The sequence below is a fragment of the Paenibacillus terrae genome (assembly GCF_005217525.1).
GTDB lineage: Bacteria > Bacillota > Bacilli > Paenibacillales > Paenibacillaceae > Paenibacillus > Paenibacillus terrae_C.
Map to the genome: position 1 here is coordinate 301,361 of NZ_PNXQ01000005.1, position 26,767 is coordinate 328,127.

Consider the following 26,767-nt stretch of genomic DNA (forward strand, 5'->3'; position numbering starts at 1 on the left):
CAAAATCTACCGGTGGAATGGCTGATCCAGATTCAGCATGTTCTTCTTAAGCGTGTCTCTGCTTCTATTAATCAAATTACTTATTCTGGTTAATCAACAGACGTGACATAGTAATGGTGTATCGCTTCCAGCACATGAGGATGAATGTCTGACCCATGTGCCATATATTGCTCCCATGTCTGTTTTTGTTCCTGCTTAGGCTCTCTTACGGCCTGTGCTTCTTCCTCGGAATCGGCAGAAACAATAAACTCTATCTCCACCTCCGAGTCCTGTCCGCAAAAATGGAGTTGTACCGTGCCCCGAAGCACGACTTCCTCTGATACATCCCAAGTCTCATCATCCTGATCCAGCTCCGTATACCAGCGTTCCCAATTCATCCTTTGCCCCATCCTTTCCATAAGAAATGATCTTCAACTCTATGGATCCTTTTATTTGAGCATTTTGCAACAATCCCAAAAGCGATTTCAAATCAGCCATATATAGATTGAAACGGTTTAGTTCGTATATCTATTGTACTTTCGAGCGTTGGGAATCGAATGTTGCAACATGCTGGTATTACAATTTAACATTCTTAAGAATGAAATTAAAGCGGTCCCTTTTTCACAAATCCCCTAAGATTCGGCGTTTTTCTAAATAGAACTACTTTTTTCAACAGCATTCGCTATCTTATTGACTCTAAAAGCGAAAGAAAGCTCCTAAAATAAGCCCGTACATTTATTTTTAAAATTTTAGAACCTTGCATTAAACAGTACATGATGTTAAATTATACCTGACTACTGATTTATGATTAGTACCTGAATTCATTTATGCTCAAGCACACATTTCTCCCCCCATACTCCAAACGACATCTATGAAGCAATGATAACATCCAGGAAGGGAGCACCGCTCATGAATGTGAACATCCAATTCAAAAAAGGGGTGCTGGAACTGTGCGTTCTTGTTTTAATTGGGCGTAGGGACCGTTACGGCTACGAACTGGCTCAGGCCGTCTCCCGTCATATCGAAGTAGCCGAAGGAGCTTTATATCCGCTGCTTCGCCGTCTGGTATCAGAGGGATACTGTACAACTTATTTACAGGAATCGACCGAGGGACCCCCCCGTAAATATTATCGGCTGACCGATGCAGGCAGCAATTACACGAGCATACTTACACGGGAATGGAATGAATTTGTCCATCATGTCGCAAGCCTACTGGAGGAAGGAAATTCCGATGAATAGAAAACAGTTTCTCACAGAGGTAGAGCAACGTCTCTCCCCTCTCCCCGCAGAGGAACGTAATGAGCTGCTTGGTGACTTAAGTCAGCATTTTGACTATGGGTTGGCGAATGGAAAAAGTGAGGCCGAAATTGCCAACGAACTGGGCAACCCCGAGGATATCGCTCGCGAAGCGCTGGATGATCCCAATGCAACCTGGAATACTTCCCCTCCTCCGCTTCGCCAGGGAAACTTCGCACGCAATCTATTTACTTTCTTAGGTCTGTTGTTTCTCAATTTATTAATCTCCATTCCTGTCTTAGCCTCTTTGTGGGCAGTATGGGTTTCGTTAGCCGCAGCAGCGGTCAGCTTGATAGTGGCCCCCCTTCTCGCTGTCGCAGATTATGCGCTGAACGGCAACTTTTATCCCGCTAAATTCTTTTTTGCCATCACGTTGACCGGGATTGGCCTATTCCTGTTGCCTGGAGTACGCTACCTTCTGAACCTTCTGGTCAGAGGTACGGTTCGATACTGGAAATGGAATCAGACTACCCTGAGGGGAGCTAGCGAGTAACATGAGTAAAAAATGGTTTATTGCAGCGGGTCTATGTATCATCATCGGTGTGGCCGGGATGGTAGCCTACGGTGCTCCATGGAACCAACAAGCGATGCGGGAAATAACAGCTATTGATAAAAAGTGGACATTCACACGTGGACAGCTACAGGAACTTAAAGTGAATAGCTCCGATGATGTCTCTATTGTCTTTACTCCCGGTTCCGGCGAGCAGGGCACGATACGCATGAGTGGAGAAGTTCAGACGCAAGTAGCCGACCAGATTTATAATACCCGTATTGAAAACGGTAAGCTTTCTATCCAATCTGAGCCAGCCCTTTCCTTGTCATTCTTCTCTATCTCTCCTGATTTGGAACAAACGATCACGGTAGAAATGCCCGCTGGTGATATCCTAAAAGGGCTACAGGCAGATGTACATTCGGGGAGCGTAAAACTCCAGGATGCCTCCATTCAAAACACAACCATCACAGCCACTTCAGGCACTGCCGAGATTTCAAATCTCCAAAGCACCCGCTTGGTCGCCAAGTTAACATCCGGCAGTTTTAGGGCTAGTCAGGTTACAGCAGATATGGAATTGCACCTCACTTCAGGGGATGCCACAATTCGGGATTATAGCGGCAATGGTCAAGTTTCCCTGACCTCCGGTAGTACGAATATCACACAACGTACCGCAGCCAACCTGAAAGTTGATTCCCACTCCGGTGATGTGAGGATTAAGCAGGCTCCTGATTTTAAAGGTATTTATAATGTTCGCTCCCAATTAGGAAGTATAGATACTCCCGAATCCGTTCCCGGTAGTATGAACGTTATGAAGGTCGAAACGACTTCGGGCAATATTGTTATTTCCAAATAAGCCAATATGACCATAACAAGAAGTTTTCCACTTCAGATCGCAGTCAAGCAACTTACGTGACCTGACTGGAGTTGAAGTTTGGTTCGGGGAAATGAAATCAGTATAATATAACCATGTGCTTAAATGCACAACTATGAATACCATAAGGAGGAGAATGGATGGAACTTAAAAATAAAACAGCCATTATTACAGGCGCTACCAAGGGCATTGGTAAAGCCATTGCCGAGGCCCTGGCCAAGGAAGGCGTCAACCTGGGATTAATCTCACGCACACTACCTGACCTGCAAAAGCTGCAAGATTCACTGGGGAGTACATACGGCGTGAAGGTGGTTAGCGCTGTTGCTGATATATCTGATCGCGTACAGGCCGCTGCAGCCGTAGCCTCGCTGGAGCACGATTTGGGCGCTGTCGATATTTTGATTAACAATGCAGGAATTGCTACATTCGGCACAGTCGCAGACATGGACCCGGAAGAGTGGGAACGCATGATCCGCGTGAATTTGCTAGGAACCTATTATGTCACACACGCGGTTCTTCCCAGCATGCTTGCTCAGCAGAGTGGCAACATTATTAATGTATCCTCCACAGCAGGGGAACGAGGCTTTGCCACAGGCTCGGCGTATTGTGCCTCCAAGTTTGCTTTGATGGGCTTCACGGAGGCACTGATGCAGGAGGTTCGCAAATCCAACATTCGCGTTACCGCGCTGACTCCAAGCACAGTCAATACGGAACTGGCGGCAAATGCAGGTTTGCCGATTGGCGACGAGGACCGCATGCTTCAGCCGCAGGATATGGCCGATCTGACATTGGCGGCGTTGAAGCTGCCTTCGCGGGTTCAATTAAAAGTAGCCGGTATTTGGACAACCAACCCACAATAATTTGACTCAACATCTTAGATTCATTGGGCTGTACCACGCTCCGGCAGACGTCATTGTTCGTCATGCTGGAGCTTCTTTTTTGTTCATAGCTAATACAATTCAAACTGCAATATACGCGCTTTGTACTTTACAACATACATAACCTACGATTTTTGCACCGATAAGCGCAATTATGAAAGGGGAAATGAATAATGAAAAATACAGGAATGACACGACCATTAGACCATCTGGGCCGCATTGTACTGCCCAAGGAGCTACGCAATTCTATGAATATTAATATTGGAGATGCCCTTGATTTTTTTATTACACCAGAGGGCCTGATGATCCGTAAATATACAGGGGTATCTTGTTATTTTTGCAGTGCCGTAGATAACCTGAGCTACTTCAGAGATCATTTGATATGCAACGATTGCATTGAGAAGTTAAAGAGCGATAATCCCTCCAGTCATTCAGGCGAAGCTCGTCCTGCTCAGCCCAAGAAAAGAAGAAATTACAGAAATCAGACTGAGCTCCTGCACAAACTAAAACAGCTCATGGAAAAGCACCCTAATGTTTCACAAAAAGAATTGGCCGAGATGCTCGAATTGTCTCAGGGACGCGTGTCACAGCTAAAAAAACTTCTACTTTGAATCGTTCCAATGACCCGCATTTGATCTCGCCACACAAAAAAGAGCCTGTCGGATCTCGGATCATCTTCCTTATGCAATGTCAGACTGCTCCAGGACCGGGACCCGATAGGCGAACAAGGACTCGTCAATAACGGCGGAAATGAACGTTGTCTCAATCTCCGGCACCAATTCGAGCGCATAGTTCCATGCGTTTTCTTCAATTTGCAGCGCAAGCCGTTGCCTGGTCCCTAACTCACTCTCCTGTTCCATAGCATCGGAGAGGTCAGGCAGCTCAGAATCAGCGGCGTGTCCAATCTCATGCGCAAGCACAATCGTAAAGTATTCCTCGACTCGTTCGACGCTGCCAAACATCAGAATGCATTGTGTTTCAATCGTGTCCGTATACACTGTAATGGCGTGAGTATTCATGGCATATTTACCCCCAATCAGCCGCCCGCCGGGAAACCGTTTCTCCAGCTTGACCGTCACGCCTATATCTGCCCGTTGCAAAAGTTTAGCGACGATGCGCTCTGCCTGATTTCTTTCCAACTCCGCCTCGCTCCTCGACCTTATGATATGAAAAAGCTGAATTTACTCTATTCAATATAGAATAGGAACCTGAATCTGATACTTAAAGCTTTCTATGAACATATCAAGAATGAAAAGGGCAGCCTTGGGGCTTCTTCTGCATATACGGCTTTTCTTGAACTCCGAAATTTGGCTTTACAAGCCGATTATCGTAGGAACTGTGAAATATATGCGTTGTCGCCGGGGATAACGGCGGGATCAGCCATGTCCAATCGCCTGTGAGCGCACGCCCCGCCCGGGCTTCCCGTTCCTCAAACAGCTGGAATTGTGCAGCTGCCGTATGGTGATCGACAATGCTGACTCCCGCTTTTTTAAAAGAATACAGCACAGCACTGTTCAACTCCACCAGCGCCCGATCACGCCATAACGTCGTTTCGCTTGAGGTATTCAGCCCCATCAGCTCAGCTACCTGCGGCAGCATGTTATAACGAAAGGGATCGGCAAAATTACGCGCACCAATCTCTGTCCCCATATACCAGCCGTTAAAAGGAGCTGCGGTGTAGATGATACCTCCAATCTCCAACGTCATATCCGAAATCATAGGCACGGCGTACCAACGCAAACCCAGCGAAGCCAAACCTGGTAGCTCCGGGTGTTCTATAGGCACCTCATGTACCAGATGTTTGGGAATATCAAACAGCTCAGGAGGCTGTCCACCTGCTTCCACAACCAGCGGCAATACATCAAAGGGAGTCATCGCTCCTTGCCAGCCCATGCGGCGGCACGCATTTGTGAATTCAACCGAGATCGGGTCCCCGATCACCCCTTCAGCGGTCTCATAGCCAGCATATCGAATCAATTGATGATTCCAAATGCGAATATCCGGTTGGCCCGGCTTGGACGAGCGAAACACGGTAAGCGTCGGCTTGATTTTACCGTCATTTGTGCCTATGCGTAAATGCTCTAACAGCTCATGAACCACTTCCACTGTACTTGAGGCGTCGCGAGCATCCCTTACCAGAAGCTTATCCCAAAACAAACGACCGATACAACGATTGCTGTTACGCCAAGCCATCTGTGCCCCATGCTCCAGCTCATCATAGGTATGATCATACGTTCCCGTAGTATCTATGTCATGATGAATTTCAAGAAGCCGGGCCTCCGTTTCATCGCGGCTTCGGCCCAGCTCCTCATAACATGTATATATAAACTGTTCTGCTTCACGCAAAAGCTGTTGCTTTACTTCCATACGTACACCCCATCCCAGCAGCTCTCCATACTTATGAGCCCGTTGTCTTTCACGCCTATCCGTCATTATACTCCAGTGGCGGTCTGGAACCAACGGGATGAGTGTCTTGTTCACCTGATCTTCATATCCGTGGGAATCCCTCCCAGAATATTATCCCAAATATGCACTAAGCATCCAGATATGTTTATCCACCGCTTCTCTCAAACCATTAAGAAGATCCTCAGTCGCTTTGTCATGTGCCGCTTCCGCTGCTTCCATGCCGTTAGACAGCTCAGTAGTGATGGTGTTGAAATCCGTAACCACGGATTTTACCATATCCTCGGCTGTCTGCTCACCTGCTGACTCCTGAATAGTTGACAGTTGCAAATGCTCCTTCAAGGTAGCGGCAGGACGGCCTCCAATGGCCAGCAAACGTTCAGCAATCATATCCAGGTTAGCTGTCGCTTCATTATAAAGCTCCTCAAATTTTGCATGCAGTGTGAAGAAATGAGGTCCTTTTACATACCAGTGGAAATAATGCAGCTTCGTGTACAACACCGACCAGGTAGCTACCTGACGGTTCAAAGCCTTATGCAATTCTTGAATAGCCTCTTGTGTAGGTTGGACGTTCGTGTGATTTAATGTACTCATGTGTAATTCCCCTCTCATGATCATCAATAGTATAGTTGGAGTGAAGCCTGAAAAATTCCTGTGACATTAGTGTTTGATTAACCTGTAAATCCCATACGTGATTCCAATAAATACTTACTAATTAATTTAGACTTAATCTAAATCCTGTTTTAATTATAACATTAGGTCAGTTATTTGCAAGAGCTTATTAGGTCTTAATCATGAAGATTACGTGAAGTATCATATCCTTTGAAAATTCACTTCATCTTCACTCCGTTCAATGCCTGCAACGCAAAATCTATATGCATGCGTGTACCCAGAATCAGGGCTCTTTCGTCTATATCAAACTGGGGATGATGTAGCGGATAGGCTGGCTGTTTACCGGGCGTACTTATCCCGATAAAACCGAATACGCCGGGAACCTGTTGTGTGTACAACGCAAAATCTTCCCCGGCCAAAAAGGGAGTATTCAGTATCCTCGTACTCTCCGATCCAAAGACCCTCGCTGCCGCGCGCACCGCAGCTTGTACGACCACAGGATTGTTTTGAAGAACTGTTCCTGTCCGTTGCACAATATGTGCGGAGCCGCCATGTAAAGACGCAATACTGTTCGCACGATCGGCAATCGCTTGGGTGATCCGTTCAACCGTCTCTGTGCGAAAAGCCCGGAAGGTTCCTGTAATTTCGCTGTGACCTGCGATGACATTTTTGGCGCTGCCTGCTTGCAGTGTACCAAAAGATAAGACAGCCGCTTCCTGCGGATCGATGGCGGTAGACATAAATATTTTAATATCCGTGATGAATTGGGCGGCCATAATTATGGCATCCGAGGAAAGATGGGGCGTACTATGATGTCCCGAAAGTCCGGCAAACCGGATTGTAAAATGTGAAGAAGCGGCCATAGACGTGTGCCGATGAAATCCAATCGTTCCTACAGGAAGATCCGGCCATACGTGCATGGCAAACACCGTTTTTACATCCTCCAGCACACCATCTTCGACCAGATCCTTTCCTCCGCTAATCAGCTTACCATCCAGGGGAGACACCAATGCTCCCTCCTCTGCAGGCTGAAAAACAAACTTAATCGTACCTCGAACCTGATCTCGATTATGACTGAGCACCTTGGCGGCTCCCAACAGCATCGCTGTATGTGCATCATGACCGCACGCGTGCATGGCTCCGGGTATCGTGGAGATATAATCGGCGGTGTTTTGCTCTGTTACAGGCAAAGCGTCTATATCTGCACGCAGTAGCACCGTATCCCCGGCCTGTGTTCCACGTAATATACCAACTACTCCTTTACCAAAATGCTTCCCGACTTCTGTCTGTACCTCCAGCCCCCAGCTTTGGAGAAGCTCCGCTATGTACGCAGCCGTCCGTTCCACCTTAAACAAAACTTCCGGGTAACGATGCAATTCCCTCTATATGCAATCAAATCCGTTTCCAACGCGTCCGGCACTACAAGACCATCAAAAGCACGAGTCATTATTGAACACTCCCCTAAAATCCAATCGGAATAATTGTAGTATATATCCAGCCTAAATGTAGTCTTTATCCCGCAAGCCGTCAACGCGTTATACATAGGTTACATTAATACGAGTATAGAAGATGTTAATTTTGTCTGCTAAAGCTTCGCCATTATCACTACCTTGTTCACAATCGTGATGTATGTGAGTTATGGCTTACGTGGTATAATAGAATATAAAATGGGGTTGATGTACATGACAGAGCTACTTGATCCTCGAAATGATTTTCTGTTTAAACGTATCTTTGGAAGCGATGAAAATCGGGATGTGCTGCTGACTTTCTTGAATCATACGTTTGCTGAAGCAGATAGACCGCAACTGACCGAGATTATTTTACTTAATCCTTATACAGATAAAGATGCGCCTCGTGACAAACAATCCATTCTGGATATCCGAGCCAGAACATCCGAAGGCGAATTGATTAACGTAGAAATGCAGTTATTTAATAAATATGATACCGATAAAAGGACTCTATTTTACTGGAGCAAGCAGTATGCTGGTCAACTACAGGAAGGCCAATCATATAAGTTACTTCGAAAATGCGTTACCATTAATATTCTGAACTACTCCTTTTTGCCTAATGATCAGTATCATAATGTATATCATCTTCGGGAAGATCGAACAGGTATCTCACTCAGTGATGATATCGAACTACATTTTCTAGAACTACCCAAGCTTGACCATCGTACTGTACCGATGGAGGGCGGCGGATTGGTAAACTGGCTTTTGTTTCTAAAAGGAGCGAATCCATCACAATGGGAGGTGCTGACCATGAACGAGCCTGTACTGAAAAAAGCGATGAATACCTTGGAATTCCTAAGTCAGGATCGGGAAGCCCGTCTTCAATATGAAGCAAGACAACGGTATCTACATGATGAGGCATCCATGATTGAAGGAGCAAAAGAAGAAGGCAAGGCAGAAGGTAAAGCCGAGGGTAAAGCAGAAAGTCGGGCTGAAATTGCACGAAATATGCTCCGTTTAGGCTTAGATATAGATATTATCGCCAAAGCGTCCGGTTTGTCGGAAGCTGAAATTCGAGCGCTTCAATCATAAAACTGACCATGACAAAAGAGCGGACCCGCAAGAGGGTCCGCTCTACTATTATTCTTTTATCTCCAAGGGATCCACAATCAAAGGTACAACCTTGCCCGCGTTTACATCAATCAGGCCGTGATCGGTAATTTTCAAAGCCGGGCTGACTGGCAAGGAATGAGTGCTCAGCGACATGATTGGATTGTAATGGCGATAGCCGAGCGAAAGCAAGGCAGAACGCAGCTCTTTTACGTGGGCCGCTACCATTTCCAACGGTCCTTCTGTTAGAATCCCGCCTACGGTTAACGGCAAATGGGACAGCACCTTGCCATTTTCAACTACGCAAAAGCCGCCTTGACTGGAAAGCACCGTATTCGCCGCCAATATCATATCCTGCTTGTTATGCCCTACGACCAGCAAGTTATGGTTATCGTGCGAATACGTGGTTGCCACCGCTCCGCGCTTAATGGTATCTCCCCCGATCAAACCATAGGCACGGTTGCCATTCTTACCATACCGCTCAAAAGTAGCGATAAGCCCATGTTCGCTCTGTTCCCACATCAGCTCACCATTCGCCACTTGCTCAGGTGCAATACATTCGCTTGTAAAGGTCGATCCGTCCTTCACCATCATAATACGGCAATGATGTGTACCATCCGCTACATCCAGCTCTACGGTAAAATCCTGCTCTGTGAGCGGCTTCAGCTGTACACTTTGGTAAAAATGAGGTGGGAAACGGCAGCTTAACGAATCTTGATGATACTCTTCAAATTTATCGAATACCTTTTGCCCGTTCTTGTACACCTGCTCTACTTCAAAATGGCTCAGGTCAGACAACAAGACAAAATCAGCTATTTTCCCCGGTGCAATCGTGCCCCGGTCGTGCATACGCATCCGTGTCGCAGGCGTGAACGTAGCAGCATAGACCGCATGCTCAGGCTTCATGCCCATCCCGATTGCTTTGCTTACAATATGGTTCAGATGCCCACGCTCTACGAAGGAATCCGGCATCACATCATCCGTTACAAAGCAAAAATGCTGCGCCACGTCTTCCTGAATCAAATACTCCATCACTTCAGGGGTCATGGATTTTTCCTGAATCTCGATGAACATCCCCGCAGCCATACGAGCCTTCATGCCTTCAATACTTTGGTGGGTATGGTCAGAGCCAATTCCCGCGTAGATTAACTGATGCAGGTCCAGATCAAGCAACTGCGGCGTATGTCCTTCAATGATCAGCTCCGGGTAATGCTCACGAACATGGCGTAAAATACGGTTGGTCTTGCCCTCCGGATCACGAATCACATCCACATAGTTCATAATTTCACCCAAACAAATCATCTCACCGGTTTGCAGCAGTGCGTCAATCTCGGGAATATCAATTTCGCCTCCTGAGGTTTCAAGTGGCGTTGCCGGGACAGAGCTTGGAATACCGTAAAACATATCAGCCACGCAATCCTTGCTGGCCGCCATCATTTCCTGAATGCCTTCCAATCCAAAAACATTCGCCATTTCGTGCGGTTCCGGTACAATCGTCGTCACACCGTTGCGAATGAGTCCATAGGAAAAGGTCGCCGGTGTCACCATTGTGCTTTCAATATGGAGATGAATGTCGATCAGACCGGGAATCATATATTTCCCGTGCCCTTCTACAATTTCATTCACTTCAAACGACTCCAGGCCACGCTGACCAATATACATAAACTTGCCGTCAAGTATAGCAACATTGCCTTCCTCGAACGTCTTGTAATAGCTGTTATACACTTTAACTTGTAAAATCATTTTGTCTGCACGCATGATGTATCTCCTTCATCGAACCCGCTGATTATTGGACCAGCACCATTTTATCTGCCGGAAAATGCAAGGCAACCCGTTGACCGCTCAGGTACGGCGTATCCATCTCCTGATTAGCGGTGAAGCTTCCTTTCGCCGTTTCTACCACATACTGATAGCTGCGCCCCAGGTAAGTGCTCACCTTGATAATGCCGGGAAACTCATTTTCTCCCGTCTCATTGCCTGCTGTGCGGATAACCAAATCATCCGGACGAATAGCCCCCTGACGGGCACCCGGCTGGACTGTACCCTGATTACGGGCCACACTAAACGAAAGATCGCTTGTACTCAGGAGAATTCGTTCCCCCTCCTCAACGCGTTCGTCAAAGGACAAGAAATTATTGAATCCGATAAAACGGGCGACAAATTCGGTGGTTGGATATTTAAAAATCGTCGATGGCGCATCCAACTGCTCGATATTCCCTTTGTTCATAATCGCAACCCGGTCAGAAATCGAGAAACATTCCTCCTGATCATGCGATACGTATACAGTGGTAATCCCCAATTCCTGTTGAATACGGCGAATTTCAACACGCATATTCACACGCAGGTTCGCATCCAGATTACTCAGCGGTTCATCGAACAGCAGCAGGTCGGGTTCAATCACAAGTGCCCGTGCAATCGCAACACGCTGACGCTGTCCACCGGACAGTTCGCCGGGGAACCGCTTTTCAAAGCCCCCCAGACTGACTATATCCAGCATAGCCATAACACGGCGTTTTATATCATCTTCCTTCACCTTACGCAGCCGCAGTCCAAAGGCAACATTATCAAAAACGGATAAATGCGGGAAAAGCGCATAGCTTTGGAATACAAAACCGAAATTCCGTTTGTTGACCGGAACCCGGGTGTAATCTTTATCGCCAAACAAAAACGTTCCTTGTTTAGCTTCGAGAAATCCTGCAATCAGACGAAGCGTGGTCGTTTTTCCACATCCACTCGGTCCGAGCAACGAGAGCAATTGCCCCCGTTCGAGCTGCAAATCGAAATCCTGCAAGATCAGTTGGTTGTCATAAGCGACCGATACACGATCCAGAGTAAGCAGTGCCATATGGTTGAAGCCTCCATTACCTTTTAGTGAAGTAAGACAATCCCATCAGTCGTTCAATCAAGAACATTAGAATACCGGTCAAAATCATCAGCATTACCGAAATTGCTGCAATCGTCGGGTCAAAATAATTTTCGACGTAGGTCAGCATTTGAATAGGCAGGGTGCTGAAGCCCGGTCCTGTCATGAAGACGGAAATGTCGACATTGTTGAATGATTCCAGAAAGGCAATCAGGATAGCCGCAATAATACCCGAACGGATGTTGGGCAGTACCACCTTGAAAAAGGTTTCCAGTCGTCCGGCTCCCAAGCTGAGCGCTGCTTCCTCAATCGCAAAATCAAAGTTGGACAAACTGGACGCAATGACCCGTATAATGAACGGCAGCATAATCACCGTATGTCCGATCAACAGTCCTGCGTATACCGGCAAATGATAAACAATGATCAGATAACGCAGCAGCGTAAAGCCCAGTACAATACCCGGTATGAGCAGCGGGGAGAGGAACAAAGCATTCAACGCATCCTTCCCGCGAAACGTAAAACGACTAAGCGCATAAGCGGCAGGCATACCGATCAGCAGCGCCAGGATGTTACCTAGCAAAGAGACAACAATCGACGTTTTGAACGTGGACATAAACAGATCCACTTCAAAAATATTTTGGTACCAGCGCAAGGAAAAGCCCTGCGGAGGAAATTTTAATACCGTGCCCGGCTCGAAAGAAGTGACCGATATGATCAACAGCGGACCGAGCAGAAAGACGAAGACCAGCAGGCTAAAGAAGCCTAGTCCGTAATGTTTCTCCCGCATATCCACCTACCCCTTCGGATTGAGTTTATGGGCCGCCTTATTTAAGAGACCGACCACGATAAATGTAATGACAATCATAATCGTTGCAATAACAGAGGCGAGAAACCAGTCATTCAGCGTCATCGCGTTCTGATACAAAAATGTAGCGATGACACGCTGTTTTCCTCCAAGCAGTGCTGGTGTCGTATAAGCCGTAAGGCTGCCCACGAAAACGAGAATGCTTCCGATAATCAGGCCCGGCACAGACAGAGGAAATACAATTTTACGGAATGCGCTGAATTTGGAGGCACCGAGACTCTGAGCCGCATGGACGAGATCACCGTCGATATTTTCGAGTACACCGATCAGTGAAATAATCATCAGCGGTAAAAACAAATGAACCAGACCAATAATCATCGCTGTCGGGGTATACAAAATATTGAGCGGCTCATCAACGAGTCCTAAACCGATGAGTAAGTTATTCAACAGCCCTTTGCGACCCAAAATGACCATCCAGCTAAATGACCGCACCACCGGACTGGTCAGCAAGGGAAAGATAGCCAGCGCCAGCAAAATCCCTTTATGGCGTGGTGCCTTTTGCGAAATATAATAAGCCGTCGGGAAGCCGAGTAGCACGCATACGAGCGTTGTAACGACACTAACTTCCAGCGTAGTCAGCAATATTTTCAGAAAATAAGGGTCCTTGAAGAAATGGAGATAGCCTTCTAGGGTGAATGAGCTGTTCTGTACGAAGGTCGAGCCGATCGTTAACACAATCGGAATGACCATGAACGCCGCCAGAAAGAGCAGACCTGGCAGCAGCAGCCAATACAAGTATGTTTTCTTCATGGGTAGCTCCTTGCGGTTATCAATATGTTATTCCTTGTTCAGCACCTGAATAAATAGCTCCAGAAATGCCTCGCTGTCCACCTGTTCGCACACGTTCATGTTCGGGCCATGATTGAGACGGTTCTGTACATCGCCCACCGTTTGTCCGTCACATATACGGCTGGAGGTTTCCACATCGACATACATTGGCGAAGTCTCCACCAGCCTCGAATTCAGCGCAACGCCCACGGCAAGCGGATCATGAAGCGCACACGCTTTTACTCCGTTACGTTCCTCATAACGCTTGGTATAAATGGCCGTGCTTTCAGCCACATAGCTGCGAATCGCCGGATCTGTGAGGCGGGCAATATGGTCCGCCGTTAGCAGTGCCTTCCGTGTTACATCCAGTCCCACCTGGATCAACCGCCCAAATCCGGCATGAAATACGATCCGCGCCGCTTCCGGGTCAGCATACATGTTATATTCCGCTACAGGCGTAATATTGCCGCATCCGTGAATAACACCACCCATAAAAATGACCTCCTTGACGTATTGCGTCAACTCCGGGCATTTCAGAAGCGCCAATGCCAGATTCGTGAGCGGCCCGGTGCAAACCAGGGTCACTTCTCCACGGTGAGCCATGACTGTATCAATGATGATGTCCGGCGCAAAACCCTCGGACGCAGAAATAGCAGGGACAACCTCACTCAATGCGCCACCAATGCCGTCTTCTCCATGAATACGATGCTCATGCAATCCTTTACGGATCAAGGGAGCATCGGCCCCCCGATAGACCGGAATATCCGGTCTATCCAAAAGGTCGAGGATTTTGCATGTGTTCAATGTTGCCTGTTTAAGCGATACATTACCGCACACGGTAGTAATCGCTGTAACATCCAGTTGGCCGCTTTTGGTGGCTAATAAAATACCCAGCGCATCATCAATACCAGTATCTACATCTAATATGACTTTTTTCATTATTGAGCAACTTCCCGGTTCCAGCGATCCGTCCATGCCTTGATATGGTCATTGACGAATTTCATATCCAGCTTGGTCAGCTTGTTGACCACATCTGCACCATACGTAATTCCTTCTGTATCCGCACCGGACAGCACTACCTGCGTATTCACCGGAGAATCAACCTTCGCCTTGGCGGACTTCTCTTGAACTTCCTTGCTCAGCTGCCAGTTGATAAATTCCTCAGCCAATTCTTTTTGGTCGGAGCCTTTCACCACGTTGATTGTGTTCATTACTGCATAAGCACCTTCACTCGGTGCTACAAATTTGGCTCCAGGCACAGCTGCCTGCAAATCTTTGAAGTACATCTCCATAATCGGTCCGCCCGCGATTTCCTGCTGACTGAACATGTTGACGAACTCGGAGGTTTTGCTATAAAACTTAACGATATTCGGACTCAGTTCTTTCAGTTTCCCGAATGCCTGGTCTTCATTAAACTCTTTACTACCCGCTACCTTGGAGGCCGCGTCTACAACCATCGGTCCAGCCGTAGCCGTAATGTTCGGCAGGGTCACGTTTCCTTTGAACTCACTGCCCCACAGATCAGCCCAAGAGGTCACATTCTTTTTAACCAGCTCCGGGTTGTAAGCAATACCAAGGCGGCCAACCGTATAAGCAGGGCCGTACTCCTCACCCAGCGGTGCTTTGGCAATATCATAAATTTGATTCAGGTTCGGCATTTTGCTGCGATCCAGCTTTTCAAACAAACCCTGTTGAATCCCCTGTTGGGCATAATAATCAGACAGATAAATCAGATCGACGTCTGTGCTTCCTTGACTAATTTTGTTCAACCGTTCTGCGTTATTCCCAATCTCTACTACAATATCAACGTTATGTTCCTTCTCAAAAGGCTCGTATACTTCTTTGTTAAAAAAGTCCTCGGAGAAGCCCCATGTGGAAATGATTAACTTCTCCTTGCCATCAGCCAAGCTGCCTTTTCCATCTTCCTGACCTCCGGTAGCATTGCTGCCGCAACCTGCAAGCACAACAGATGCCAAGGTCAAAGCCATGAACCCTTTAAACCATTTTTTCATTTGAAACTCCCCCTATTTATTCATTCTGCAAACCTGATAACACAAAAAAGAAAAGTACTCTTGTAAAACAAGAATACTTTTCTTCGTAAACAAAGAATAAGTTGATCCCGCTGCGCGTTATAACAGGTTCTCCCCTCAGATAGATCCGAAGCGAAAAGCCGAATATCCAATTGTATTAGGATTCCTTCAGTATGATGTTCGTGATTGCCCACTGCGTTGCTGAATCATAGTCACGCAGTAGAGCTTCAATATCGAGCCCCATATCCTCAATCAGCTTCTCGCGAAGTCTCTTCTTATACAGCATGGACATTCGGAAATCCACTTCCAGCTTCAAGCCGGGGGCTTCCACTTCCAATGCCGCCGAGCGTGGAGAACGCCGGTGCTTCGCCACAAAGGTAACAATGTTGTTCTCAACGGTGGCCCGCAGTAGCGTGGTCCCGAAGCCGAACAGTTCCTTTGAAATTTCGTTGTAAATCTGGCACATCCGCTTCTTGCTTTCATTACTGTCGAGCAGCGTCATGAACCCACCCTCATCAGCATATTACGTACAATCAATCTTTCAACACGATAGATTATACATAAATATATGATAAATAGCAATAAAAATCCCTAATACAATAACATATGATGCGAAAAAGCGAACAATATGTCGAACTTTGTAGAGCTTTAGAATATTTTTGTGCATTTTTTCGGCTGAGATATCATATCCCCTGGATAGGCAAGTAACGTTAAGCCATAAACTTTACCGCTCTTCGCTTTTCTTGCGATGCTGAGCTACATAAATAAAAGGATATTCGCCTCTGCTTATTTTACGTTTCCACTCTTGAATCATATCTTCTTGGGTAGGCGGTTTCTCGTTTACGATTGCCCCTGTAGTTTCTTTAGCCATGCTTTTTACCCTCTCACGCTAGATTTAGTTATTGCGTATTTACCTTTTCTCCGGTCATTTTGATGTTACCATCCATTTCCACCAAACTCGTTTTACATTTTAAACCGATGGCATCCTTCGCCGTGACTTGTATTGTGTTACCCGCATTGAATACCAAGTTTCCATCAGCCTTAACACGGATGTCCTTTTTACTCCGTAATTCAATTCCGTGGTCATCCAGTAGTCGAATCACCACTTCATCGTCATTCCCCGTGATTAAAATTTCATTTTTCTCAAATATAATAGCTTTGCGGTACTTAGTCATAAATATCTTCGTTGACGGGTCCTTAATAAAGTCTCCCCCTTTAGATCTCTTTCGGATCGAGTGGGTTACAATAGCGTCTTTTTCGTTATGGGTCGGAAAGTAGATATCTACAAAGTCAAAAAGCTCCGGCATGCAGTACCATCCCGTATTCCCTTCCGATGTATAAAATGTAGCAGTTGGAAAAGCAAAGGTTTCCTTAACGTTCGGCTTGACCTTATCCATTTCATAAAAGAATACCTTTACATGATCCTGTTCAATTCCAATCACTTTCGACTTCAATGATATGCCACGAATGTTCTCGTTTACAATCAGTTCCTGCTTCATTCCATCAGAGGTGGTTACCACATATTCATGCCATAAGGTATTGTGCCGTATAAACGCGACCGACTGCAAGACATATAAAGCTTTCCCTTTGAATTTAACCTCAGTCCCAATTTGTAGCAGGACATCTTTCGGCCCCGTCGTTTGTACTTTATAATACAACAGATTGTCGTCTTTGCTTGCCCCTGGTTTGGTCTTTCTGGTCATGGAGTAGTTATACTGCTTCAGCTCACCTTTATGGACACCATCGGGTAATCCAAAATAAAACTGAGGTTTCTCTCCTATCGGATCAGGGATCAGTCCCCAACCAAGCCGAGAAGCCATACGTTTCAGAAACGACCAGTCCGTTTCGTCGAATTGCATCGTAAACTCCTGTAAAAGCTGCCCTTTTAAGCGGCTCGTACAATTGGCTTTAGGATATGATTTGAGTACATGTTCAAGTAATGCCTGTACCTTCATTTTCACATTTTGAAAAGATTGCCTATGAAGCACTTCATCCAGCTGACTTGTATAGGATAGGGCTTCGACGACCAAATGGGCTACATTGGAAACCATCTTGATTCTGAACTGCGTGACTAATCCCCTAAACAACACAATCTGTTTCTGATCATCATTCAGGTAAGAAACAACTAACTTAGCTCCTGCCTCCATATGTTCCGTATACTCTTTCATTTGAGTGCCGGTTAACACACCCGTTAAAAAGACTTTCACATGCTCATTCATTTTCTGCATAACTTTAACCTTCGGATTTTGAAGAGATAGAACCGTTCCGTTATACTTTATGATTGGATATCCCATGATTCTGCTCCTTTTGTCGGTTAGTTTACGTCTATACGTTGTTTGCCTACGTATTGAATGACATCTTTAATGGTTTGATTATGTCCCTGATCGTTGATGGCCTGATCCAGTGCAGGTAGCGTGGTAAAGGTTTTATTTTTCTTCTGAAAGTAGATACCTGCTATCGGAAATGGCTTTGCACCATCTGGTCCAGATCCCGTTTCATAATAAGCAATAATAATAACATCCTTTAATCCATCCTTATTCACATCCTTGAAGGCCACCGCTTCTATACCTCCGTAACGTGCGACCCACTCATGATTCCCGTAGAACTCGGGAAATGGATATATAATATGTCCTTGATCATCTAATAAAAAGAAAAAGAATTTACGAAGACCTTCCGGATATCCATATGTGGATACAAACCTTACTTTCCCAAAGCCTTCAAGAGTAGTCTGAAAGACTGCGACTCTTCAATTTCATATTGATTGGTATCCAATTTCTCACCACTAACAACAAGAGAGGGCTGATCAACAACAGGACTTAGCTCACTCCATAGTTCTTTATTTTGCTTGATATTATCTGGAATTTGCGCAAGACGAATCTCATACTCTGCATGGTCCCCTGCTGCATGAGCCACGGGTATACTAATTCCCAATGAATCACTTGTGAGATAACTAAACGCACCTAATTCTGAATCCTCAGCTGAACCTTTTAGTAGGTCTGCACCTGTTAGCCATTGATTTAGCTCATCTTGAGTAAAATTACCAAGTAAATCTTTTTGTTCTGGCTCTATAGCTGAGAATTTCCCGCTTTTTAAAAGCTTTAAAAAAGGTTTTTCGATCTTTACCAGATCACTCAATCTTAATCTTAAAGCCCGCTTCATATCCAAGTTGCTCGTATAGAAAATATGATTAGGATAGGCTGCGTCCTTCACATAACGAATACCCGTATATTGAACACTCAAGAACCGTTCACTTTGCCGTTTAATTTCAAAATCAATTTCGACATGAACCTCAGTATCGGAATCGACATATTCATGTAATCCTTTTAAAGCTTCGGCCTTAAGAATTTGGTTTAAAGATTTTTGCTTTACAGCATCCTTGAGTTTTGTAATTTGAGGATATTTAATCAAGATCCCATTTTCCGAATATTTCGCTTGAATAAGTTCATAATTTTGCTGTTCAATATGAATATTTGAGGTGATGCTATGTTCAGAATCAATACGGACTTCTCCACTTTTAGAGAACTCAATGATAATGTTCTGTTCAGAATCATCCCTGTTTATTAAGAAACCATCGCCGTGGTCTAAAACTTCGATACTCATGCTATCATGTTGCCTATTTTCTAAAATAAGCTCATCCACATCCTTGTTCAATTCCCACGAATCCGGGAGCCTCATCTTATCTATGACTACGCTTTTCTGCATCCACTTTTGCCCAGACAACTCCCACAAAGCAACAAATACTGGGTAAGGATGATATAATGAAACATGTCCCCCTAACCACAACTGTATTCCGTGCTCTGAATCTCGAACCACAAAATCTGTAGTCACTTCTGGCCCGCCATCCTAAAGCATATGGGCGTGTACAAGCTTCTTCGTACTCCACCACTGAATAAATGTGTATTTATCTCCGATCGTACCTGTCAGCGTATTAGATGCTCTATAATTCACAACTCTAGCATTTAGCCGTTGATTTTTTAACTGGAACGTTTTCGTTATCGCAGTAATTTTGTTATCAAACTGTTCTGCAAATTCTTCGTCCTTCATCTCTACACTTTCTGGTTCGTTTAGCAACAAATTAAGATCCTGTGTGAAGTCCTGAAGCTTACTTTCTCTGACATCAGAATCCATATTCTCATTGCTGATTAAATGAAGTGTCTCTAGCAACGTATTCAGCCTTTTCGAATAGGAAATCGTTTTGGCTTCATTTTGGAGAGGAAGCGTATGATTTGTTGCTGCTTTTGAAGAATCATTTCCCTTCGTACATCCGTTCAGTACTACGAAGGAAAATAACAATAACAGCACGTAACAAATTCGCCTGTACTTCAAGTAACTCATGCTGGATATCACGCTCTCTACAATTTATCGTTTATGCCTATGTCTATAATCTTCCATTTTCCAGACTGCTTTTCTAACGTAAACGTAATTTCTTTTTTTGCTCTTTCTTCTAATGAATTATCTTTTACCAAAAAAACTTTTCGGTTCTCATCGCCGCTAATCTCCTCATAACTCAGGTCCAACCCCGAGTAAGATAAATATGCTAAACTGGAAAAATCGATGGCCTCCTCAAAATCATACGTTTGCCTTGCTGCCGGATCCGTGAGCTGGTCCATTTCAAGGAAAGGTATGTCAAACCGTTTCATAAGATAATCAACTTCCAGATAATTTTGAATCACAGCCTTAGGATCAGTTGGATATACAAAATTTTTGCTTTTATTTTTATACAACAGTTCCAGTTTTTCCGGACCTGTTCCGTCATATTTTTGATAGGCCACGATGGTATGCTCCTGAGTATCACTAAACTCGTAATAATCTACACTTTCAAAAACACCATCATGATTGGTATCTTTTAGCTTCCGAATTCCTTGCCCAGTAGCATTAGGAAAATCAGAATTTATACTTTTAATATGATTATTTTCCAAGGCATATATGGAGAAACCTTCAGCATAAGCACCTCCATCGCCTACAGAGTATACAACGATAAACTTTTGATCCGTTTGATCCAGCTTCATGATTTTCACATCAGTATTTAGATGTACAACTATAACGGGGTCCTCTAGTTTATCAATGATGTGAAAACCGGCATCTTCCCGGATTACAAATATGCTGTCAAAGTTCTCTTTTTCTAATCCAAAAGCAAGCACGTATTCAGGCTTTCCATCAAGGTCCAAATCTTCTTTTATTATTTTTTGAAGATGCTCATCCTTGGGGTGAATTTTCTTTATAAACTGATCTAATGTGTCAGAATCTCGCACAGTAGCTTTACTAGAATCTTTCGTTATCTCAGGACTAACAATAGTTGGTGTAGCTGATTTAGGAGCGATACTTTTTACCTCAACCTCTTTATTCACACCACAACCACTGAAAATTAAAATGACTAAAACAAGTACAAATAACCTTTTATTAACCACACTTCCCCTTCTTTCAAAATGCCTATTTATATAATAACTTGATTATTTTGATGAAGCCTGTGTAGGTTCAGGGCAAGCAGTTGCAGGCATATTTTTATATACAGGTATCCTAAAAGTAAGAGGTGCGTCCACAGTTTTAAGACCCTTGGAAAAACGATCCGCTTTTGTATAAGCATCCATAATATTGGTGGCATACTGCTTACTAATAGTCCCACTGTTCCTGAAGGAATTTACATTCCACTTTAAGCTATAAAGAGTATCTTGCCCTTTTTGAATATAATTCTCATTAATCCATTTACCTCCGCCGATTATTGCACTATCGACAGAATTCCAGTTCTCTGACTTAGCTGTCTTTGCACCATTTTTGAGTGCACTCCCATCGTTTGCACCAATGCCATACATGTTGTACCAACCGATATATTCCGGGACCTGTCCCTTTCCTAAAGTTGAAGTTCCGCCTCCCGACTCAACCATGGCCTTTGCCGCTAAAAATACTGCACTCGCCTCATTGCCGCCTGCCTTTAGAAATACATCCCCTTTATTAGCCAAACTTTTGCTTAGCACTTTATTAACAGCCTCTTTATTTTGGGTGTTCTTATCATACTTACCCGACAAAAATTGGAATACACGAGACTCGGTAAGAAAATTACGAGGATCTAAAAAATATGAAACTGCTTTAGGAGAAGCTGCATTATATCCTCTATCATATTTAAACTTTGGATCCCTCCAAGACGGTGAGTATCCATATTTGCTCACTTCAGTGCATACCAATCCATTTTTCATTTCTGCCTTGAGAAAACTATTAAAATCTACATTAGTTTCTTCCGCTATAAAACGCCAAGAGGGATGCTGCTTGTGTAATTTTAATAGTGCAGGCCTGTATGATTCCGGGAATTTAGAAAGCTCAGCTTCAAAGCTATCATTTTCTGATTTATCAGGAGGTACCTGTGCAGGTTTAGAATCATCCTTCTTAGGTGGTTCTTTAGTGCTCGTATCGATCAGACCCAGCTTCTCGCGAATGGCTCGCCCCGCTTTCTCAGCAGCTAACTTTTCCCTGATATTTCCGTTTGCCTCAGCAGCCATCCAGCGGACGGTTTCTTTTTGCATCTGCTCTTGAGCCCACTTGGGGAACGTGGCCATTTCACGCAACTTGCTTCGAAGTCCCTCTGCCAGCTTTTGCGCTTTACGCATCCCGACCTCGTCGCCGTTTGCTTTAGCGATATACCAATCCTCCTTGTATTTACGCATCCAGGTTTGGGCCCAGTCAGGATAATTCAGTTTTTGTTTCTTCTGTTCTGCTACCAGGTCAAAAGCCTTCGCTTTCCTATGCGCATTAGCGGCTGTTAAAGCTTTCAACATAGGTGTTGCACCAAACGTTGGTTCTTTCCATTTCATATGCCTTCTCCTTTTTGTAAGAATGCTAGAAAAGCCGTACATCGGAAATACATGTATCCTGATATTTCGTTCCACGTTCAACTGATAAAATAGTAAGTTTAATAAATGAGGTATTAATAGGCTCTTTAAATTTTTTACGTGTGTTAAAATCATTCATTTCTAGGGAAGAACCATCCGAGAATTGCAGTTTTAGCTTCTGAACTCTGTTATTCTCCCGATAACTTTTTTCGGATTTAGCATATCCGTTAATCAACTCGATACCCTTTACCTTCTGTGATGATCCCAGATTTAACAGTATAGTTTCCCCCTCCCCGTTGCCTTTCACGCCTTCACACCATGCAGTAGATGTATCTCCATCCACCAGATTTTTGGCATCATAAGTCTGCATGCCTTTACTTGGCAGAGTGGAGGAAGCTTTGATTTGATACACTTTTATTTCGCTATCATATTTGGAAAAGTCATTAGCGGTATAAAACCATTGCACAGGTGTTGCCATATTTCCATCAACTGTAGTGATGGATGGGGCTTTACTTTCCAAACCTGTATTTATATTTAGTTTATAATTGGAGGGCGAGTCTACCTTTTCAAACCATAACTCCGATCCATCACGAGACATTAAGAGTCGTTCCATCCCTTGGCCTAAAAGGCGCTCCTCTCCCTTGCTTAAATTTAACAGGTACGTTTTAGTCACTGACATAGAATCAAGGGAGTAGATTATTTTATCTTTCTGATTCCATTGGTTGACTATCGCCATACCAGAATCTATATGGATTTTCTTAATGATTTTATGAGTTGATACATCAAATACGACAATATTCTGCTGGCTGTCAGTAAAACAAAACTGGGTACTGTCTGGAGAAAATTGTCCTTGATGAATGTCATCTACATCGATAGAACTTCCATCTAATTGAATAGCTGTTGATTGATTAGTTGACGTGTCATATATATACGCTTTATCTTTATCCTCATATAAATACTTCGTTAAATCAGAAGAAATTACTGGGTGGTTATAAGGCAGCATAAATTCATTTACTTTTTTACCCGAATCCAATTCATAAATCTGTATTATTAATCTCGCTTCTTTAAATAAATCTAATACGAATGCGATTTGATTCCCATCTTTTTGGATTCTCCCTACATCTACATAAGAATCTCGATATTTCTCTTTATCCTCCTTCGAATGTAGGAGACTAATCAGTTTCTCGGCACTTAAGAACCGTTCAACTTTTGACCCTTCTAGCTGAACTAAAAATTCTGCAGGGTCTTCTTTACCTTCTTCTACCGTTAAAGCCCATTCTTTCTTCCTATTCTCTTTAGCAACCTCCGTTTTATCATTTTTATTAGATGATTCCACCACTTCTGAAGCCATATCCACCGTTTTCGAAGAAAAGGAAGTAGGGACTTTTTGAGAAGCATTACATGCTGACAACACGATTAAAAAAAGAATGATTAATATGTTTCTGATCATCTTCACTTTGATCTATCCTTCCGATCAAGAATAGCTAGCCCTTTTACAGGATTAGGTTTTTCATCCAATGAATTTTTCACCACGCCTACTGAACTCAAAAATCTTACATACTCGTCTTTATGGACTGTAATACAAGCTGTTGAAGTCGGCCTACCTTTAGTATCATTATTGTAGCCCTTGTGTATATTTACGCCTTCTGCTGTAGTATCCTTTTTTTGGCTTCCTTTGGTTGCTGGAACTGCTGCACCATCCCGAATACGCAAAGCAGGATAAGAGCCCCGATGCAACCCTCCTACAAACTCATACACTCCATCTTTAACAGTTTTATCCTTGCTCTCATAATCAGGAAGTGTGCTGGCGTTTTTGCTTGTATACTTAATTTCGCCGTCTATCACCACAATTGCCATAGCTCCATATCGACCTTCCGGGTGATCTTCTTGTTTATAACTATATGAGCCGTCTCCTTCAAAGAAAAACACGAGTGGTGCTTTACGGTTCGAAGACAGCTTCTTTTGAATGATACTGTTATTGGTGTAATCATTTATTCTATACAAAGCTTGAGCTTGATTACCTTTTATGCCTTTATTACTTATATAATTTTCAATCTTTTTCACCGCTACCAATCCATCTTTATAATCCTCAGGATTTAATGGCTTCGTTTCCTCCTTCGTTGGCTTTTCAGGAGTAGTCGGCGTTTTCTTGCCCGGTTCCGTTTTCGTTGTTGGAACAGTCGGCGTTGCAGCCTTATTAACCTTAGGCCATGGAAGAATGCCGTTGGCTACTTGATGCAGATACACTGCGAGTACATCACGACCATAGCCCTTATTCTCCAGACCGTATTTTTTCGCAAAATCTTGCAGTGCAGCGTTAAGCTCCTTATCCCAATCGCCTGTTGTTGGAAGCTTGTACGAGAAGCTGTCTGGATACTTCTTGGCAAGCTTGTTCAAATTCTCTCTGGCCAGCAGGCTGTTCACGCCATACTTACTACGCAGAGCGGCGGCTTCCTTGGCTATGGCCTTTTGATCAGCAACAGTCAGCTTATGAGCCGCATCTGCGTATTGTCCAGATAGCTCTTCTAGCCGGTTCGCATCGAGATAGGAGCTGGCAGAATGCCCGCGAATCAGCTCGTTAATTAGCACATTGTCACGCAGTTGGTTCGCAAGAAGATGCATCTGCTTTTGCTTGGCTTTGTCATTTGCGCCGTGCGCTTCCCACCACTGGGACGTGTATTCATGCATTTGTGCTCTTGCCCAGGCAGGCATACGATCTATTTCTGCCACCTGCTGACGTAATTGTTTGGCCTTGGCTGCCGCTTCCTTAGCACCCTTTTTGTCCCCTGCTGCCATGGCTTTATAGTAGTCCTTTTTAAATTGAAGCAGCAAATCCTGCACCCATTGTGGATATCCCTTTCCCTTCAATTCTTGAATCAGGGATTTATAGGCTTTCAGTTCTGCATCAGGCACCTGATTTTTCATAAACTTACTAGCCTTAATATGAAGCGTTCCGTCGGTTCTGATATAGCTGGTCTTGCAAGCCAGAGATATTTCGCGAGTAGCGGTCATCTGTACCTTTTTGCCGTGAAGCACCAAGTCTGTATCTGCTTGAAAGGTAATGTCATGATGACTATACACGTGAATACCGGATGCAGGATTTAAACGTACAAGTATCTTGTCTTTCTGGGTGGAGAGAGCTACTTCTTTATCATCGAATCTCGCCACTTTTTGAGTTTTGGTATGGAACAGCTTTCTTGTCGGCTTGCTGATTTCATCGCCTTTGTAGTCTCTCTTACGGATAGATTGAACCACGCGAGCTTCCTGCTCTTTGTTGGACGGAAAATACAAATGGACATGATCCCCAAGCTCAGGCATGCAGTGCCAACCGATCCCACCACCGGTATACAAGGTTGGATAAGAAAACCAGCACCCCTCTGCTTTGGACTGCACAGCATCTACGGACAAGTGAAGTTTAACCGACTCTCCTTCACCATCTAATTCAATGACTTTCCCTTCAATGGAGGCACCTTGTATGAGTTGATTATATATAACCTCCCTCGCAATGTCTGCTTCTGGAACAAGCGTATAGTCGTATGTCATGATACCTTGCTTCATCTCTGCATTCACCTGATCCATAACCCAATGCTTTCGTTGAAACACGACGACATCTCCAAGTTCAAAGCGTTTCGTATCCTCCACTTCAGCATATGTATACTGGGGGCCTGATTTTGTTTTTTGGAGGGAAAAGTTAATGCTACGCAGTTCACCTTTCACCTGATCTTTCGATGTACCCAGCCATAATCTCGGAAACTTTGATGTAATCTCGGCAATCAGTCCAGTTTGCAGATGAGAGGCCATTCTTTTTAGAAACTCCCAATCACTCTCCCCATACTGAATCGAAAAGCCGTCCAGCTTTTTATCGCTGTCAGTCAGATCAATAAAATCCCCGTGTGGGTAGGCATCTATGATTTCGCGGAACAATTGATAATATGTCAAGTTGCTGTTTTGAAACGAACGATTTTTCCGTTGTTTATCCATTAAATATGTAAAAGAGGCAGCCTCTATGTACATGTGATATACGCCATTTTTGAATCCAATGCTAATATTAGTAACTATTCCTTTAAAAATACTAACCGTCCCTCGATCTTCATCCGTCTCATATACCTCCAGCACATCCTCATCATGTGCTAAACCGTCATACTTAGCATGATCCTCATCCGGTATGAGAGCAGTGATGTACACCTTGCCGTGCTCATTCACCTTCTGCGTCAATTCGAAATCCAGCAGCCGGACAATTTCATACGGTGCATTCACTCTAATATTTCCATAAGTCAGCACAGTTCCTGCCAGTCCCATCTTACTCCCCCCATTTGTCTTTCCATATGAT

At 44.3% G+C, this 26,767-nt stretch carries 27 protein-coding genes; 6 read left to right on the top strand and 21 right to left on the bottom strand.

Annotated features, from left to right (window positions below):
* Positions 1 to 89: 89 nt before the first annotated feature.
* Complete coding sequence (locus C1I60_RS04580; protein WP_252361559.1) at positions 90 to 377, bottom strand: hypothetical protein; 288 nt, start codon at positions 375 to 377, stop codon at positions 90 to 92.
* Between the two features lie 511 nt (positions 378 to 888).
* Here C1I60_RS04580 and C1I60_RS04585 point away from each other — a divergent pair.
* The 5 genes from C1I60_RS04585 to C1I60_RS04605 all read left to right on the top strand — a co-directional run bounded on the left by C1I60_RS04585 (position 889) and on the right by C1I60_RS04605 (position 4,128).
* Positions 889 to 1,218: a PadR family transcriptional regulator gene (locus C1I60_RS04585; protein ID WP_137060684.1), complete on the top strand. Its 330-nt coding sequence runs from the start codon at positions 889 to 891 to the stop codon at positions 1,216 to 1,218.
* Positions 1,211 to 1,768, top strand: a complete 558-nt coding sequence (locus C1I60_RS04590) for a DUF1700 domain-containing protein (RefSeq protein ID WP_137060685.1) — start codon at positions 1,211 to 1,213, stop codon at positions 1,766 to 1,768. The genes C1I60_RS04585 and C1I60_RS04590 overlap by 8 nt, the downstream gene beginning before the upstream one ends.
* Before the next feature lies 1 nt (position 1,769).
* Positions 1,770 to 2,621, top strand: a complete 852-nt coding sequence (locus C1I60_RS04595) for a DUF4097 family beta strand repeat-containing protein (RefSeq protein WP_137060686.1) — start codon at positions 1,770 to 1,772, stop codon at positions 2,619 to 2,621.
* Between the two features lie 158 nt (positions 2,622 to 2,779).
* Positions 2,780 to 3,499 (top strand): 3-ketoacyl-ACP reductase, encoded by a 720-nt coding sequence (locus C1I60_RS04600; protein WP_137060687.1) that lies wholly within the window; start codon positions 2,780 to 2,782, stop codon positions 3,497 to 3,499.
* Between the two features lie 191 nt (positions 3,500 to 3,690).
* Entirely contained in the window at positions 3,691 to 4,128 is a 438-nt protein-coding gene (locus C1I60_RS04605; protein ID WP_137060688.1) for an AbrB/MazE/SpoVT family DNA-binding domain-containing protein, read from the top strand.
* Between the two features lie 69 nt (positions 4,129 to 4,197).
* Here C1I60_RS04605 and C1I60_RS04610 read toward each other — a convergent pair whose 3' ends face one another.
* The 4 genes from C1I60_RS04610 to C1I60_RS04625 form a co-directional block, all read right to left on the bottom strand.
* Positions 4,198 to 4,656, bottom strand: coding sequence for a hypothetical protein (locus C1I60_RS04610; protein WP_137060689.1), 459 nt, complete (start codon positions 4,654 to 4,656; stop codon positions 4,198 to 4,200).
* Positions 4,657 to 4,759: 103 nt separating this feature from the next.
* Positions 4,760 to 5,884: a nitric oxide synthase oxygenase gene (locus C1I60_RS04615; protein ID WP_137061001.1), complete on the bottom strand. Its 1,125-nt coding sequence runs from the start codon at positions 5,882 to 5,884 to the stop codon at positions 4,760 to 4,762.
* Between the two features lie 150 nt (positions 5,885 to 6,034).
* Complete coding sequence (locus C1I60_RS04620) at positions 6,035 to 6,514, bottom strand: Dps family protein (protein WP_137060690.1); 480 nt, start codon at positions 6,512 to 6,514, stop codon at positions 6,035 to 6,037.
* Between the two features lie 236 nt (positions 6,515 to 6,750).
* Entirely contained in the window at positions 6,751 to 7,878 is a 1,128-nt protein-coding gene (locus tag C1I60_RS04625) for a M20 metallopeptidase family protein (protein ID WP_170970738.1), read from the bottom strand.
* A gap of 336 nt (positions 7,879 to 8,214) precedes the next feature.
* On the opposite strand from C1I60_RS04625, the gene C1I60_RS04630 reads away from it, so the two are divergent.
* Positions 8,215 to 9,072: an Rpn family recombination-promoting nuclease/putative transposase gene (locus tag C1I60_RS04630; protein WP_137060692.1), complete on the top strand. Its 858-nt coding sequence runs from the start codon at positions 8,215 to 8,217 to the stop codon at positions 9,070 to 9,072.
* Positions 9,073 to 9,120: 48 nt separating this feature from the next.
* On the opposite strand, the gene C1I60_RS04635 is transcribed toward C1I60_RS04630, so the two are convergent.
* The 16 genes from C1I60_RS04635 to C1I60_RS04695 all read right to left on the bottom strand — a co-directional run bounded on the left by C1I60_RS04635 (position 9,121) and on the right by C1I60_RS04695 (position 26,736).
* Positions 9,121 to 10,848, bottom strand: coding sequence for an adenine deaminase C-terminal domain-containing protein (locus C1I60_RS04635; RefSeq protein WP_137060693.1), 1,728 nt, complete (start codon positions 10,846 to 10,848; stop codon positions 9,121 to 9,123).
* Between the two features lie 28 nt (positions 10,849 to 10,876).
* Positions 10,877 to 11,935 carry an ABC transporter ATP-binding protein gene (locus C1I60_RS04640; protein WP_137060694.1) on the bottom strand — a complete coding sequence of 353 codons (1,059 nt, stop codon included), beginning with the start codon at positions 11,933 to 11,935 and terminating at the stop codon, positions 10,877 to 10,879.
* A 16-nt stretch (positions 11,936 to 11,951) separates the two neighbouring features.
* Positions 11,952 to 12,740 carry an ABC transporter permease gene (locus tag C1I60_RS04645; RefSeq protein WP_137060695.1) on the bottom strand — a complete coding sequence of 263 codons (789 nt, stop codon included), beginning with the start codon at positions 12,738 to 12,740 and terminating at the stop codon, positions 11,952 to 11,954.
* A 6-nt stretch (positions 12,741 to 12,746) separates the two neighbouring features.
* Complete coding sequence (locus tag C1I60_RS04650; protein WP_137060696.1) at positions 12,747 to 13,568, bottom strand: ABC transporter permease; 822 nt, start codon at positions 13,566 to 13,568, stop codon at positions 12,747 to 12,749.
* A 27-nt stretch (positions 13,569 to 13,595) separates the two neighbouring features.
* Positions 13,596 to 14,525: a nucleoside hydrolase gene (locus C1I60_RS04655; protein WP_137060697.1), complete on the bottom strand. Its 930-nt coding sequence runs from the start codon at positions 14,523 to 14,525 to the stop codon at positions 13,596 to 13,598.
* Positions 14,525 to 15,598, bottom strand: a complete 1,074-nt coding sequence (locus C1I60_RS04660) for an ABC transporter substrate-binding protein (RefSeq protein ID WP_137060698.1) — start codon at positions 15,596 to 15,598, stop codon at positions 14,525 to 14,527. The genes C1I60_RS04655 and C1I60_RS04660 overlap by 1 nt, the downstream gene beginning before the upstream one ends.
* A gap of 175 nt (positions 15,599 to 15,773) precedes the next feature.
* Positions 15,774 to 16,118: a hypothetical protein gene (locus tag C1I60_RS04665; RefSeq protein WP_014278613.1), complete on the bottom strand. Its 345-nt coding sequence runs from the start codon at positions 16,116 to 16,118 to the stop codon at positions 15,774 to 15,776.
* A gap of 222 nt (positions 16,119 to 16,340) precedes the next feature.
* Positions 16,341 to 16,487 (bottom strand): hypothetical protein, encoded by a 147-nt coding sequence (locus tag C1I60_RS24380; RefSeq protein WP_170970739.1) that lies wholly within the window; start codon positions 16,485 to 16,487, stop codon positions 16,341 to 16,343.
* Between the two features lie 28 nt (positions 16,488 to 16,515).
* Positions 16,516 to 17,910: a hypothetical protein gene (locus C1I60_RS04670; protein WP_137060699.1), complete on the bottom strand. Its 1,395-nt coding sequence runs from the start codon at positions 17,908 to 17,910 to the stop codon at positions 16,516 to 16,518.
* Positions 17,911 to 17,930: 20 nt separating this feature from the next.
* Positions 17,931 to 18,173, bottom strand: a complete 243-nt coding sequence (locus C1I60_RS25175) for a hypothetical protein (protein ID WP_252361560.1) — start codon at positions 18,171 to 18,173, stop codon at positions 17,931 to 17,933.
* 143 nt (positions 18,174 to 18,316) lie between these two features.
* Positions 18,317 to 19,444 carry a DUF4163 domain-containing protein gene (locus C1I60_RS25180; protein WP_252361561.1) on the bottom strand — a complete coding sequence of 376 codons (1,128 nt, stop codon included), beginning with the start codon at positions 19,442 to 19,444 and terminating at the stop codon, positions 18,317 to 18,319.
* A 15-nt stretch (positions 19,445 to 19,459) separates the two neighbouring features.
* Positions 19,460 to 19,918 carry a hypothetical protein gene (locus tag C1I60_RS25185; protein WP_252361562.1) on the bottom strand — a complete coding sequence of 153 codons (459 nt, stop codon included), beginning with the start codon at positions 19,916 to 19,918 and terminating at the stop codon, positions 19,460 to 19,462.
* Positions 19,919 to 19,968: 50 nt separating this feature from the next.
* A complete protein-coding gene (locus C1I60_RS04680) occupies positions 19,969 to 21,024 on the bottom strand; it encodes a hypothetical protein (protein WP_137060700.1) in 1,056 nt (351 codons plus the stop codon).
* A gap of 42 nt (positions 21,025 to 21,066) precedes the next feature.
* Positions 21,067 to 22,419, bottom strand: a complete 1,353-nt coding sequence (locus tag C1I60_RS04685) for an N-acetylglucosaminidase (RefSeq protein ID WP_137060701.1) — start codon at positions 22,417 to 22,419, stop codon at positions 21,067 to 21,069.
* A 25-nt stretch (positions 22,420 to 22,444) separates the two neighbouring features.
* Positions 22,445 to 23,851, bottom strand: a complete 1,407-nt coding sequence (locus tag C1I60_RS04690; RefSeq protein ID WP_252361563.1) for a discoidin domain-containing protein — start codon at positions 23,849 to 23,851, stop codon at positions 22,445 to 22,447.
* A gap of 38 nt (positions 23,852 to 23,889) precedes the next feature.
* Complete coding sequence (locus C1I60_RS04695; RefSeq protein WP_137060703.1) at positions 23,890 to 26,736, bottom strand: contractile injection system protein, VgrG/Pvc8 family; 2,847 nt, start codon at positions 26,734 to 26,736, stop codon at positions 23,890 to 23,892.
* Between the last annotated feature and the right edge of the window lie 31 nt (positions 26,737 to 26,767).